This is a genomic window from Kitasatospora sp. NPDC093806 (assembly GCF_040683335.1).
Taxonomy (GTDB): Bacteria; Actinomycetota; Actinomycetes; order Streptomycetales; family Streptomycetaceae; genus Kitasatospora.
Genome location: NZ_JBFBDO010000014.1, coordinates 28,922 through 41,632 on the forward strand (window position 1 = coordinate 28,922; position 12,711 = coordinate 41,632).

Here is a 12,711-nt window from a genome sequence, read left to right on the forward strand (position 1 = left end):
GCGCGCCGCCGGCTCAACCCGCTCCGGCGACCGCCTCCCCCAGCGCGGACAGCAGCTCCACCACGCCGGCCGGGCCCGGGACCACCAGGTCCGCCCGGTCGGCGAGTTCGCGCACCGGCGCGTCCGCGGCCGCGCCCCCGGCCGGGCCGCTGCACACCAGCAGCCCGGCCAGCCCCCGCCCGCGCAGCTTCTCCACCGCCGCGAAGGCCGCGACGTCGCCCAGGTCGTCCCCCGCGTACAGCACCGAACGCGCGCCCCGCTCGCGCAGCAGGCCCTCCAGTGCCGCGCCCTTGTCCACCCCCGGCGGCCGCAGCTCCAGCACCAGCCGCCCCGGCTCCACCACCAGCCCGTGCCCGGCGGCCAGCTCGGCCACCGGCTCCCGCAGCAGCTCGAACGCAGCCACCGGCTCGGCCGTGCGCCGGGTGTGGACGGCCACCGAGCGGCCCTTGTCCTCGACCCAGGTCCCGTCCGGCGCGCCGGCCGCCGCCAGCACCGCGGGCAGCGCCGCCCGCGCCGCGGCCACCCCGGGGTGCGGGGGCGGGGCGGTCAGCTCGCCGTCCTCCCAGCGCTCCGCGCCGTAGTGGCCGAGCACCACCAGCCCGCCGAGCCCGGCGAGACCGCCGTACTCCACCGCCAGGGCGGCCGGGCGGCCGGTCACCACGGCGACGGCGCCGACGTGCGGGACCAGCCCGCGCAGGGCGGGCGCCACCCCGGGGTGGGCCCGGGCCCGGCTCGGGTCGGGGACGATCGGTGCCAGCGTCCCGTCGAAGTCGAGGGCGATCACGGCGTCCCGGGGTGCGGCGAGCAGTGCCGCCAGCCCCTCCCGCCCGGCGTCCGTCAGCGGTCGTGCGATCTCAGCGAGCCCCATGCCCGGCACCGTACCCAGCCCGGCCGGGCCGCATGTCTCAGCGCGCCGCCCGCCGGGCGTCCCGGACCCGGCGCAGCCGGTTGACCAGCACCGGCGCGTGCGCGAGCGCCTCCGGCCGGTCCAGCAGCGCGTTCAGCAGCTGGTAGTACCGGGTGCTGGAGAGGCCCAGCTCCTCGCGGACCGCGCGCTCCTTGGCGCCGGCCGTCCGCCAGGAGCGGCCCTCCAGCGCGAGCACCGCCCGGTCCCGCTCGTCCAGCCCGCCCGCCGCCGCGGACGGGTCCGTCCCGCTCGTCCCGTCCGTCCGGTCCGTTTCGTCCGCGTCCATCCCGGAGCACCTCCGCCCATCACTACGGAGTGTCATTCTCCCCCGCGGACCCGACACACCCTGCGTCCTGCGCCGCCCCGGCCCGCCGACTAGCGTCGCCCCCATGACCGATGCCTTCGCCCTGCACGTCCCGACCGCGGAACTCGAACCCGACCCGCTCGACCCGGCCCAGATCGTCTCCGGCAGCCCGGAGGTGTCCGGCCTGGTGCTCGACGAGTCGGCCGGCCAGGTCCGCGGCATCTGGCAGATCACCCCGGGGGTGGTCACCGACGTCGAGGCGGACGAGGTGTTCACGGTGCTCAGCGGACGGGCCACCGTCGTGGTCGACGGCGGCCCGACGCTGGAGCTCGGCCCGGGCGACTGCGGGGTGCTGCGGGCGGGCGACCGCACCACATGGACCGTCCACGAGACGCTCCGCAAGGTCTACGCGATCACCCTCTGACCCCTCGGTACGCCCCGGCCCGGGTTCACTTGCGGACCCGGGCCGCCTCCTTCACCGCCGCCTGCTGGAGGTCCTCCAGCACCGGCTTGGCGTCGCCGGTCACGGCCGCCCCGATGCCGGCCTTGATCCGGTTGGAGACCTCCGCCCAGGCCGGGTCGCCGAACGGGTAGAAGCTCGCGTTGCCCAGCCCGGCCGCGAACTGCTTGAGGTCCTCGTGCTTCGGGTCCTTGGAGATCGCCTCCATGGCGTCCTGGGTGACCGGGAGCAGGTTGTAGGTCTCGTCGAACTTGAGCTGGTTCTCCTTCGCGTACACGAAGGTCAGGAACTTGCGGATCTCGTTCCTGTGCCCGTTGGCCTTGAACGCCATCATCCAGTCGGCCACGCCGAGGCTGCCGGTCCGCGCCAGGCCGTCCTTCTTCGGGATCGGCGCCGTGCCGAAGTCGATCTTGGCTTTGCCCGCCATCCGCAGCAGCGTCGGGTGCCCGTTGAGCATCGCGACCTTGCCCGCCGCGAAGTCGCTGAACACCGGGGTGCGGTTCATCTTGCCCGGCTCGGGGTAAGTCAGGCCGGTGGCGACCAGGTTGGTCTTCAGCCAGCCGAAGGTGGCCTGGTTCTGGGTGCTGTCGATGGTGTAGTTGCCGACGTCGTCGGAGAGGCTGCCGCCACCGCTCAGCGTCCAGAGCATCGACTCGGCCGGCGCCTCCTCGGGCCCGAGCGGCAGGCCGTACGGCGTGACGCCCGGGACCTTGGCCTTGATCTTCTCGGCGGCCTGCTTGAGCTCGTTCCAGGTGGTGGGCGGCTGCGCGATGCCGGCCTTCTGGAAGACCGCCTTGTTGTAGAAGAGCACCCGGGAGGAGGAGACGAACGGGATGCCGTACTGCGTGCCGAGCACCTGCCCCGCGTGCGAGAACGACTCCATGATGTTGGCCTGGGTCTCCAGGGAGAGCACGTCCGAGGCGTTGTACAGCCGGTCGGCGGCGGCCTGGTCGGCGAAGCCGCCGGTCTGCAGCAGGTCGGGCGACTTGCCGCTCTTGACCAGGTCGTCCACCCGCTTGCCGATGTCGGTCCAGCTCGCCACCTCGACGTCCACCCTGATGCCCGGGTTGGCGGTCTCGAAGCGGTGCGCGACGTCGTCCCAGTACTGCTTGGAGCTGGTCTCCGCGTTCTCGCCGTAGTCGGCGGCGACCAGCCGGAGGGTGACCGGGCCGTCGTCCTGGCCGCCGCAGCCGGAGAGCACCAGCGCGCCGGCCAGCGCGCCGGCCAGCGCGACGCCGAGCGGCCGGGTGCCGGACGACGGGATGCCGGACGGCCGGGTGCCGGACGACGGGGTGGGGGCCTGGGCGCGCCTGTCCAACGCGGGTACCGCCTTCGAGGGGGAGTCCTGAGGGTGAGACGGACCGGATCGGGGGGCCGATCCGGCCGGGGGGAGGCCGCAAGGGTGCCAAACCACGCCCGTAGTGGTCCATACCTCTGGCCGCGCCACGCCCGGTAGTTATCGAAGTGCGGGACTTGTTGCACAGCGCGCAACAAAATCCGCGAAAAGTGCCGCACACCACACGCTTCTGCGACAAAGCTCACCCGTTTGGACCAGACCAATCCGACAACTGGACTAGACCTCTTCTACTCGCCCAAGGGAAACTGTCCTCCGTGAAGCACGTCATCGCACTCGATGTAGGCGGCACCGGCATGAAGGCCGCGCTGCTCGCCCAGGACGGCTCCGTGCTGTTCGAAGCACGACGCCCGACCGGGCGGGAGCACGGAACGGACGCCGTGGTCGCCGCCATCCTCGACTTCGCCGCCGATCTGGCGGACGAGGGCCGCAGCCGCTTCGGCGTCGCGCCCCTGGCGGCGGGAGTCGCCGTCCCGGGGACGATCGACGAGAAGAACGGCATCGCGGTCTTCTCCGCCAACCTCGGCTGGCGCGACCTGCCGATGCGCAAGCTGCTCGGCGAGCGCCTGGCCGTACCCGGCGGCGCGGCGATGCCGGTCGCCCTCGGCCACGACGTGCGGTCCGGCGGCCTCGCCGAGGGCCGGATCGGGGCCGGCCGGGGGGTCGGGCGCTTCCTCTTCATCGCCCTCGGCACCGGCATCGCCGGCGCCATCGGCATCGACGGCCGGATCGAGGCCGGTGCCCACGGCTACGGCGGCGAGATCGGCCACGTGGTGGTCCGCCCCGGCGGTCCGCAGTGCGGCTGCGGCGCCCGCGGCTGCCTGGAGACCCTCGCCTCCGCCTCCGCCGTCTCCCGCGCCTGGGCCGAGGCCGTGGGCGACCCCGACGCCGACGCGGCATCCTGCGCCGTCGCGGTGGACGCCGGGGACCCGCGCGCGGTCGCGGTCTGGCAGCGGGCGGTGGAGGCGCTGGCCGACGGCATCGTCCTCGCCCAGAGCCTGCTGGACCCGACCCGGGTGATCGTCGGCGGCGGGCTCGCCGAGGCCGGCGACACCCTCTTCACCCCCCTGCGGGCGGCGGTCACCGAGCGGCTGACCTTCCAGATGCCCCCCGAGGTCGTACCCGCCATGCTCAAAGACACCGCCGCGTCGCTCGGCGCGGGCCTGCTCGCCTGGGACCTACTCTCCACGGAGGTGACCGCGTGACCGCGGACCGTTCCGCCGCCCGTACCGCCCTGGCCGGCGCCCGGCTGGTGCTCCCCGGCGGCGTCGTCGAGGGCGACCGCCTCGCCATCGAGGGCCCCCGGATCGCCGGTCTCGGCGGCGCGGCCGCCCCCGGCGACCTCGACCTCACCGGACACACCGTCGTCCCCGGCTTCGTCGACCTGCACGTGCACGGCGGCGGCGGCGCCTCGTACGCCTCCGGCGTCGCCGAGGAGGCCCTGCTCGCGGCCCGCACGCACCTGGAGCACGGCACCACCACCACCGTCGCCTCCACCGTCACCGGCGAGATCGACGACCTGATCCGCCAGGCCGCGGTGCTGTCCGAGCTGGTCGAGGACGGCGTGCTCGCCGGCATCCACTTCGAGGGCCCGTTCATCTCGCACAACCGGTGCGGCGCGCACCGCCCCGACCTGCTGCGCGAGCCCGACCCGGCGCTGGTGCGCAAGCTGGTCGACGCCGCCCGCGGCCACGCCAAGATGGTCACCCTCGCCCCCGAGCTGCCCGGCGGCCTGGACTCGGTGCGGATGCTCGCCGACCTCGGTGTGATCGCCGCCGTCGGCCACACCGACTCCGACTACGCCAAGACCCTCGAAGCCATCGAGGCCGGCGCGACCGTCGCCACCCACCTGTTCAACGCCATGCCCGGGATCGCCCACCGCGCCCCCGGCCCGATCGTGGCGCTGCTGGAGGACGAGCGGGTCACCGTCGAGCTGATCAACGACGGCGTGCACCTGCACCCCTCGGTCCTCGACCTCGCGTACGGCACCGCCGGCGCCTCCCGGGTCGCCCTGATCACCGACGCGATGGGCGCGGCCGGCATGGGCGACGGCCTCTACCCGCTCGGCCCGCTCCAGGTCGAGGTCAAGGACGGCGTGGCGCGGCTGGTCGAGGGCGGCTCGATCGCCGGCTCCACGCTCACCCTGGACGTGGCGTTCAAGCGCTCGGTCACGGTCAACGGCCTGACGCTCAACCAGGCCGTCGAGTCGCTCTCCACCGTCCCGGCCCGGCTGCTCGGCCTCGGCGACCAGGTCGGCACCCTGGAGACCGGCAAGCTCGCCGACCTCGCCGTGCTGGACTCCGCCACCCACGACCTGGTCGCCGTCATGCGGCGCGGCGAGTGGATCACCGGCGGAGACCGGTTCGCCCCGGTCCGCACCGCCTGACCGCACGCGCACACGCGACGGCCGTCCACCCCTTCGAAGGGATGGACGGCCGTCGGTGTGTCCGGGGCGGTCAGGCCGCCTCCAGCACCACCTGGTCGATCAGGATCGTGCCGGTGCCGGCCGGCAGCGAGAGCACGACGGTGTTCGTCCCCGCCTGCAGCGGCGGGGTTATGTAGCTGTTGAACCAGGAGTTGGCGGGCTCCTTGCCCGGCGACCAGTTCTTGAGGTTCAGCCCGCCCGGCCAGTCCTTGCCGTTCACCGTCGCGACGGCCCTGGCGTCGGCGCCCGGGTTGTTGAAGTGCACGGTGAACTTGTAGGTGCCGGCCGCCGCGACGTCCCCGGTCCAGGTGATCGTGCCGCCCGGGTTGAGCGTCAGGTAGCTGCCGTCGGTCGACTTGGCGCCCTTGACGGTGTTGCCGGAGGGCGCGTTCTGCCCCTGGAGCTGGCTCACGTCGAAGGTGCCCGGGACGCCGGCCGAGGCGCTCGCCGAGGGCGTGGCCGAGGCCGAACCGGTCGGGCTCGCACTGCCGGTCCCGGTGCCCGGCGAGGCCGGGGCGGTCGCCGGGGCGGTGCCGCCCTTGGCGTCCTTGGTGTCCTTGGCGTCCTTGTCCTTGTCGCCGGAGAGCGCTATCCCGGCGCCGATCGCGATGGCCGCGACCACCGCCACCGCGCCGATCACGGCGCCCTTGCCGCGGCCGCTGCTCGGCCGCTCCTCCCCCGGCTGCGGCCGGGAGTGCTCGGCGTAGCGGGGCTGCTGGGCCGGGGCGGCGTAGTCGCCCTGCGGCGGGTAGGGCTGCTGCGGCTGGGCCTGCGGGTAGCCCGACTGCGGCGGGTACGGCTGCTGGGGTCGGGGCTGCTGCCCGTACTGGGCGCGGCCGACCTCCATCGGACGGTTGTAGTTCGTCCGCGGCACGCCCTGCTGCGGCTCGGCCTGCTGGCCGGAGCCGCCGTCGGCCGGGCGGTACAGGTAGCCGAACGGATCGTCGTCCTGCGGGGCGCCGCCCTCCGGGCCCTGGGGCACTCCGCTGTTGCCGGCGGTGGTCACGGTGGTCAACTCCCCCATCGCGGTCGCGCCGCCTGGCTGCCGTGCCGCCGGCGCTGGTCGTGGTCGCTCGTACCCGGGAACCCTACCTGTCGTTCGTCACGCCCCGGAAAGACCCCTTGACAACCGGCGAGTAGCTTTCCGTCCGACCGGCCTCCCCGGCACCCCGCGGACGGCGTCCCGAGCGGTGCCCGACGGCCTCCGGACGGCGCTCGGCCGGCCCGGACGACGGGTGCCCGGCGGGCCGGACGACGGTGCTTCAGCCGGCCCGTCGGTGCGAGCGTTCGCCGCGCGCGCCGCGCACCGCGCCGCCCCGGGCCCGCTTCTCGTCGTACATCCGCTCGTCGGCGGTGTGCAGCACCTCTTCGATGCTCATCCCGCAGCCGGCCCAGCCGATCCCCAGGCTGACGCCGACCCGCATCGCCCGTCCGTCGATCCGCATCGGCGGGATGATCGCGTTGCGCAGCCGGTGGGCGAGGTCCTTCGCCTCGTCGCGGCCGATGCCGTCGGCCAGCACCACGAACTCGTCGCCGCCGAGCCGGGCCACCGTGTCGCCGTCGCGCACGGCGCCGCTGAGCCGGCGGGCGACCTCGACCAGGACGGCGTCACCGGCGTTGTGGCCGAACCGGTCGTTGATCGACTTGAAGCCGTCGAGGTCGCAGAAGATCACCGCGAGGCCCTTCTCGACGGCGGCCGGGCTGCCCGAGCGGAACGGGCCGGACCACACCTCGCCGCCGGGCCCGTGGTCGGCCGGGACCACCGCGTGGACGTGCTCGCCGTAGCCGCCCGGCCCGGTCGGCGCGCCGTCGGCGGGGGCCGGGTACCCCTCCGGGCTGCCGTAGCCGTGCGCCGGACCGGTCCGCGGCTCCGCGCCGTCCAGGCCCTCGTACGCGGTGTGCGCGCTGTAGGAGTCGCCGAACAGGTTCTCCGGGTAGCCGCCGAAACCGTTCTCCGGGTAGCCCGCGCCGACCGGCTGGCCACCGACCTGACCGCCGACCTGACCGCCGGCCTGGTAGCCGGCCGCCGGGTAGGCCACCCCCGGGTAGCCGGCGCCCCCGTACCCGGCACCTCCGTACCCGGCGTCGAGCGGCCCGGCCGGGTGCCCGGCGGCGACCGCGGCCTGCGGCTGGGCGCAGAGCCGCCGGCCGAGCCGGGACTTCAGCTCGGCGCCGTTCGGCAGGCCGGTGAGCGCGTCGTGGCTGGCCCGGTGGGCGAGCTGGAGCTCGTGCCGCTTCCGGTCCTCGATGTCCTCGACGTGGGTGAGCAGGAAGCTCGGGCCCTCGGCGGCGTCCGCGACGATCGAGTTCCGCAGACAGACCCACTGGTAGCCGCCGTCCCGGCGGGAGAGGCGCAGTTCCGCCCGGCCGCTCTCGGCGCTGGTGCGCTCCAGCAGCGCCCGGTCGTCCGGGTGGACGAGGTCGGCGAAGCTCTGCTGGCGCAGCACCGCCCGGGGGCGGCCGAGCAGGCGACAGAGCGCGTCGTTGACGCGGGTCAGCTGGCCGCGTCCGGCGCCGTGCAGCTCGGTGATGGCCATCCCGCTGGGCGCGTACTCGAAGGCCTGGCGGAAGCTCTCCTCGCTGGCCCGCAGCGCCTGCTGCTCCTTCTCCAGGCGGGCCAGCGCGCGTTGCATCTCGGCCCGCAGCCGGGCGTTGCCGATCGCGATGGAGGCCTGCAGGGAGAACATCTCCAGGGCCTCGCGGGTCCAGGCGCCGGGCCGTTTGCCGCTGCGCGGGCGGTCCACCGAGAGCACGCCGAGCAGGTCGCCGCCGGCGCTGTACATCGGGGCGAGCAGGCCGTCGGCGGGGTGCCAGTCGTTGGCGTAGACCGGCATCGGGCCGTCCCCGATCCAGCGCGGGATGTCGCTGGCGACGGCCCAGCCGCGGTCGTAGGGGAGGAAGCGCAGGGTGCCCCAGTGGTCGCTGACGCCGAGCAGCCGGTCCCAGGACTCGCGGGAGCCGACCTGGCCGAGCAGGACGGAGGGGCCGCCCATGGCGCTCTCCTCCAGCTCCCAGACGGCCGCCACCACGAGGTCCCCGTCCGGCCGGACCAGGCTGACCGCGGCGGCGTCGAAGCCGAGCCCGTGCACCGCGCCCTCGACCACGGCCTGCAGCGTGCCCGCCAGGCTGCGGGCAGCGTTGAGGTCCGCCACGACCCGGTGCAAGGTGCGGAGGGTCGCGAGACGGACGTACGGCTCCGACTCGGCTTCCATGCGGGGGCTCCCCGGCTGCTTCGGATAGGTCTTGATTGGTTATCGTCCGATTGCCAGAAGAACTGAATCACAGGGAGCACCGCGCTCGGCACGCTCGGTCAGCAATAGGTCATCACTTGTGACTTAAATCACACAGCGCTAATGCACCGTTAATCAGTTCATCTGTCCCATAAGGGGACATAGCGCCCCATCGGAACATTTCCCGTGGCCGGTCGCATGGCCCGCGCGCCGAGCGGACTGCGCCGCTGGTCCTACGACCAGGGCCCGATGCCGTTCCGCCCGGACCCGGGCTACCGTGCGGTACGTGTACCCGTCACCGCAGCCCGAAGCTGCCTCCCAAGCCAGCCCCGACGAGTTCCGGGCGGCGCTCTCCCAGCTCGCCGCCGGCGTGAGCCTGGTGACCGTCCACGACCCGGACGACGGCGAGGACGTCGGCATGACCGCCACGTCCTTCCTCTCCGTGTCCCTGGAACCGCCGCTGGTCCTGATCTCGGTCCGCGAGGACTCCCGGATGGACGAGGTGCTCTCCCGGGCCGACACCTGGGCGGTCTCCCTGCTGGCGGAGAACCAGAAGGCGCTCGGCTCGCGGTTCGCCATGAAGGGCCGGCTCAGTGACCGGCTGCTGTTCGCGGACGCCCCGCACCACCGCGGCCCGCACAGCGGCGCCCCGCTGATCGACGGCGCGCTCGCCACCGTCGAGTGCCGCACCGAGCAGCGGATAGCCGCCGGTGACCACACCCTGCTGCTCGGCCGCGTCCTGGAGGCGACCGTCCCCGACCCCGGCGGCCGCCCGCTGCTCTACTTCCGCGGCGGCTACCGCACCCTGGGCTGAGCCCCCGGCCGCGCCGCTGCCCGCCCCGCTACTCCCCGCCGCGCTGGGCGCGCCGCCCCTGCTTCAGCTCGGAGCGGTGCCGCTTGTTGAAGAGCCGCCGCTCGACCATGCCCTTGCTGGGCTTGGTCGCCCGGCGCGCCTTCGGCGGCGGCGCGGTCGCCTCGCCGAGCAGCGCGGCCAGCCGGGCCGCCGCCACCTCCCGGTTGCGCCACTGCGAACGGTGCTCGGAGGCCCGGACCACCAGCACCCGCCCGTCCACCAGCCGGCCGGCCAGCCGCTCCAGGGCGCGCTGCTTCCACACCTCGGGCAGCGCGGCGGAGGCGGCGAGGTCGTAGCGGAGCTCGACCTGGGTGTCGGAGGTGTTGACGTGCTGGCCACCGGGGCCGGAGGAACGCGAGAAGCGCCAGACGAGCTCGGCGTCGGGGACGACCACCGACCCCCGTACGCGGATGGGCTCGGGCATGCGCCCATCATCCCCCGCCCGCCCGCGCCGGGTCACCCGGTTATCCGGTCGTCCGGCGCCGGTTATCCGTCGCCGCCCGCACCCCCGACAATGGCGTACGTGATCGAGCTCGGCTACTCCCTCTCCAACCGCTTCCCCGACCCCCCGCAGACCGACTACCGGACCGCGAGCGTGCAGGCGCTGCGGTACGACCTGTTCTGCGGCGACGTCTACCTCGACGCCGAGGGCGCGGAGCTGTCCACAGCCTGGGGATGGGTCCCGGTGCTGGACTTCGCCTGGGCGCTCTGCGACATCGTCGAGGAGCTGGACCGCGACCCGGCCGGCGGCCGCGCCGCCCGGGTGCAGACCGCCGACCTCGACTTCACCCAGAACACCGAGCTGCTGCGGTTCGCCCGCCGGTTCAACTGGGTCGAGGTCAGCGCCACCTGGCTGCCCGACGAGCCGCCCGCCGTGATCCGCCACGCGGACCTGCGGCGCGAGGCCCGCGACTTCCTCCAGGACACCCTGGCCGACCTCTTCGACATGCACCCCGATCTCGCCGACAATCCGGCCATCTGGACACTCCAGGGCCGGTTCCGCCGGATCTGACGGGGAATACCCGGGACCGGACCGGAGCGCGTGGAACCAATACCGGCGGTTCCCGCGTTATCCCCGGCAAATAGCAATCGAAGGGACTGCACACACCATGCCAGTGAGCCTCTCCAAGGGTGGCAACGTCTCGCTGACCAAGGAGGCCCCCGGCCTGACCGCGGTCACCGTCGGCCTCGGCTGGGACGTCCGCACCACGACCGGTGCCGAGTTCGACCTGGACGCCAGCGCGATCGTGCTGAACGCGGACGGCAAGGTGCTGTCCAACAGCCACTTCGTCTTCTTCAACAACACCAGCACGCCGGACAACACCGTCGTCCACACCGGTGACAACCGCACCGGCGAGGGCGCCGGCGACGACGAGGCGATCAACGTCAACCTCGCCTCGCTGCCGGCCGAGGCCGCCCGGATCACCTTCCCGGTCTCGATCTACGACGCCGTGGCCCGGTCGCAGAACTTCGGCCAGGTCCGCAACGCCTACATCCGCGTGGTGAACGCCGCCGGTGGCACCGAGCTCGCCCGCTACGACCTCTCCGAGGACGCCGCCACCGAGACCGCCATGATCTTCGGCGAGCTCTACCGCAACGGCGCCGAGTGGAAGTTCCGCGCGGTCGGCCAGGGCTACGCCTCCGGCCTGTCCGGGATCGCCCAGGACTTCGGCGTCCAGATCTGACGCTCCGGCACCGCCGGCGAAACGCGAAGCGCCCGTCCCGCCCTCCGGCGGGGCGGGCGCTTCGCCGTTCCCCGGTCGACCGTCGCCCGGTCCCCGCTCAGCGCGAGGCGCGCAGCTCCGGGACCTCGATCTGCTCGGTGTCGTCGTGCGGGGTCAGGTCGACGACCTCCGGCTCGGCGCCGACCGCGACCTCGGCCTCGATCTGCGGCAGCAGCTGGGTCTCCGCCTCGGCCGCGTCCTCCCGCACCTGGGCCCGGCTCTCGGCCTGGGCCTGGCTCTCGACCTGGGCCTGCACCTGGGCCTGGGCCTGGGCCTGGGCGGCGACCGCCTCGTCCCCCACCACGTCCGCCAGGTCGGCGCGCTCGCCGAGCTCCGCGACGCTGCGCACGGCCGGCGCCGGAGCCGCCGCGCGGACCGCCGCACCGGCGTTCCGGCCGAAGAAGCTGAAGCCCTGGGGCCGGGACGTCCCGGACTGCGCCGGGCGCGGACGCTGACGCTCGGTCGACACCACCGGCGCGGCGGGCACCCCGCCGAGCTGCCCGACGGTCGCCGTCAGCGCCGGCCGGACCGGCGCGGCGGGGACCACCGGAGCGGCCGCGGCCACCGGGGCGGACGGCGCCTCCCCGGGCGCGGGCACCACCGGAGCGGCCGGCGCCGGCACCGCCGGGGCGATCGCCGCCGCGGGCGCCGTACGGACCGGCGGGGCGAGCTCCACAGCCGCCGCGCGCTCCCGCTCGGCGGCGCGCTCCGCCGCCCGCTCGGCCGCCCGCAGGGCCTCCTGCCTGGCCTCCTGCTCCCGCTGCGCCTCCTGCTGCGCCCCGCGCCGGGCCAGCAGCCGCAGCACGGCCCCGGCACGGACGTACGCGGCCGGGCTGGCCGGGTAGCGGGGCCGGCTCGCGGCGAGCGCCCGCTGGGTCGCCTCGGCCTCCTTGAGCGCCTGCTCGGCGACCAGCACGGCCCGTTCCTTGAGCAGCCGGGCGATCTCCGTCTCGGCCTTCGCCAGCCGGGACTTCTCGGCGGTCAGCCGGCGCCCGAACCGGGTGGCCCGCTCCTCGGCCACCTCGGCCGCGTACTCGGCCTCGGCGAGCTGCTCCTCGAACCGCTCCTCGGCCCGCAGCCGCTGCGCGACCGAGACCTCGGCGGCCGCCCGCGCGGCCCGGTCGCGCTGGCGCAGCAGGACCGCGAAGCCGAGCGTGGCGAGCACCGCGGCCACGCCCACCGAGCGGACCAGCACGGTGTCCTGACTGAAAAGCAGCGCCCCGAGCGCGGCGACGATGAGCACGCCGGCGGCGGTGGGGGGAAAGACCCGGCCGAGGACGGAGGAATGACGGTGGCGTCCGCGAGACATGCCAAGAAACTAGCGTGCGAATTGGGGCCGTGTCAGCCCAGGGTCCGGTTCGGCCCTTGACACCCCTCCGGATTTCCCGGAAGCCTCCGGGAAATCGCCCGGGATCGCCGGAACGTGCCTGGTCAGCGCCGTCCGGCCGGAAGCC

The 12,711-nt window shown here is 74.5% G+C and carries 13 protein-coding genes; 6 read left to right on the forward strand and 7 right to left on the reverse strand.

From position 1 onward, the window contains the following. Positions 1–13 precede the first annotated feature (13 nt). Positions 14–868 carry a trehalose-phosphatase gene (gene otsB / locus AB0N76_RS10660; protein WP_363555382.1) on the reverse strand — a complete coding sequence of 285 codons (855 nt, stop codon included), beginning with the start codon at positions 866–868 and terminating at the stop codon, positions 14–16. A 37-nt stretch (positions 869–905) separates the two neighbouring features. Beyond that, on the reverse strand, positions 906–1,193 hold the full coding sequence (locus tag AB0N76_RS10665; RefSeq protein ID WP_363555384.1) for a DUF3263 domain-containing protein: 288 nt from the start codon (positions 1,191–1,193) through the stop codon (positions 906–908). A gap of 103 nt (positions 1,194–1,296) precedes the next feature. Here AB0N76_RS10665 and AB0N76_RS10670 point away from each other — a divergent pair, with 103 nt between their 5' ends. Continuing rightward, on the forward strand, positions 1,297–1,635 hold the full coding sequence (locus AB0N76_RS10670; protein ID WP_363555386.1) for a cupin domain-containing protein: 339 nt from the start codon (positions 1,297–1,299) through the stop codon (positions 1,633–1,635). Between the two features lie 25 nt (positions 1,636–1,660). On the opposite strand, the gene AB0N76_RS10675 is transcribed toward AB0N76_RS10670, so the two are convergent. Next, a complete protein-coding gene (locus AB0N76_RS10675) occupies positions 1,661–2,989 on the reverse strand; it encodes an extracellular solute-binding protein (RefSeq protein WP_363555388.1) in 1,329 nt (442 codons plus the stop codon). A gap of 293 nt (positions 2,990–3,282) precedes the next feature. Between AB0N76_RS10675 and AB0N76_RS10680 the strand changes: the two genes are divergently transcribed. Then, complete coding sequence (locus tag AB0N76_RS10680; protein ID WP_363555390.1) at positions 3,283–4,230, forward strand: ROK family protein; 948 nt, start codon at positions 3,283–3,285, stop codon at positions 4,228–4,230. Next, positions 4,227–5,411, forward strand: a complete 1,185-nt coding sequence (gene nagA / locus AB0N76_RS10685; RefSeq protein ID WP_363555392.1) for an N-acetylglucosamine-6-phosphate deacetylase — start codon at positions 4,227–4,229, stop codon at positions 5,409–5,411. The genes AB0N76_RS10680 and nagA overlap by 4 nt, the downstream gene beginning before the upstream one ends. Before the next feature lie 70 nt (positions 5,412–5,481). On the opposite strand, the gene AB0N76_RS10690 is transcribed toward nagA, so the two are convergent. Beyond that, the gene (locus tag AB0N76_RS10690) at positions 5,482–6,456 is read right to left on the reverse strand and encodes a putative Ig domain-containing protein (RefSeq protein ID WP_363555516.1); all 975 of its coding nucleotides are present in this window, start codon (positions 6,454–6,456) and stop codon (positions 5,482–5,484) included. Between the two features lie 256 nt (positions 6,457–6,712). Then, positions 6,713–8,662, reverse strand: coding sequence for a diguanylate cyclase (locus tag AB0N76_RS10695; protein ID WP_363555394.1), 1,950 nt, complete (start codon positions 8,660–8,662; stop codon positions 6,713–6,715). Positions 8,663–8,966: 304 nt separating this feature from the next. Between AB0N76_RS10695 and AB0N76_RS10700 the strand changes: the two genes are divergently transcribed. Beyond that, complete coding sequence (locus AB0N76_RS10700; RefSeq protein ID WP_363555396.1) at positions 8,967–9,494, forward strand: flavin reductase family protein; 528 nt, start codon at positions 8,967–8,969, stop codon at positions 9,492–9,494. 28 nt (positions 9,495–9,522) lie between these two features. On the opposite strand, the gene arfB is transcribed toward AB0N76_RS10700, so the two are convergent. After that, the gene (gene arfB, locus AB0N76_RS10705) at positions 9,523–9,957 is read right to left on the reverse strand and encodes an alternative ribosome rescue aminoacyl-tRNA hydrolase ArfB (protein WP_363555398.1); all 435 of its coding nucleotides are present in this window, start codon (positions 9,955–9,957) and stop codon (positions 9,523–9,525) included. A gap of 99 nt (positions 9,958–10,056) precedes the next feature. Here arfB and AB0N76_RS10710 point away from each other — a divergent pair, with 99 nt between their 5' ends. Beyond that, positions 10,057–10,545, forward strand: coding sequence for a hypothetical protein (locus AB0N76_RS10710; protein WP_363555400.1), 489 nt, complete (start codon positions 10,057–10,059; stop codon positions 10,543–10,545). A gap of 97 nt (positions 10,546–10,642) precedes the next feature. Further along, on the forward strand, positions 10,643–11,218 hold the full coding sequence (locus AB0N76_RS10715; protein WP_363555402.1) for a TerD family protein: 576 nt from the start codon (positions 10,643–10,645) through the stop codon (positions 11,216–11,218). A 97-nt stretch (positions 11,219–11,315) separates the two neighbouring features. Here the strand turns inward: AB0N76_RS10715 and AB0N76_RS10720 are convergent, their stop codons facing one another. Next, complete coding sequence (locus tag AB0N76_RS10720) at positions 11,316–12,566, reverse strand: hypothetical protein (protein ID WP_363555404.1); 1,251 nt, start codon at positions 12,564–12,566, stop codon at positions 11,316–11,318. Positions 12,567–12,711: the final 145 nt, after the last annotated feature.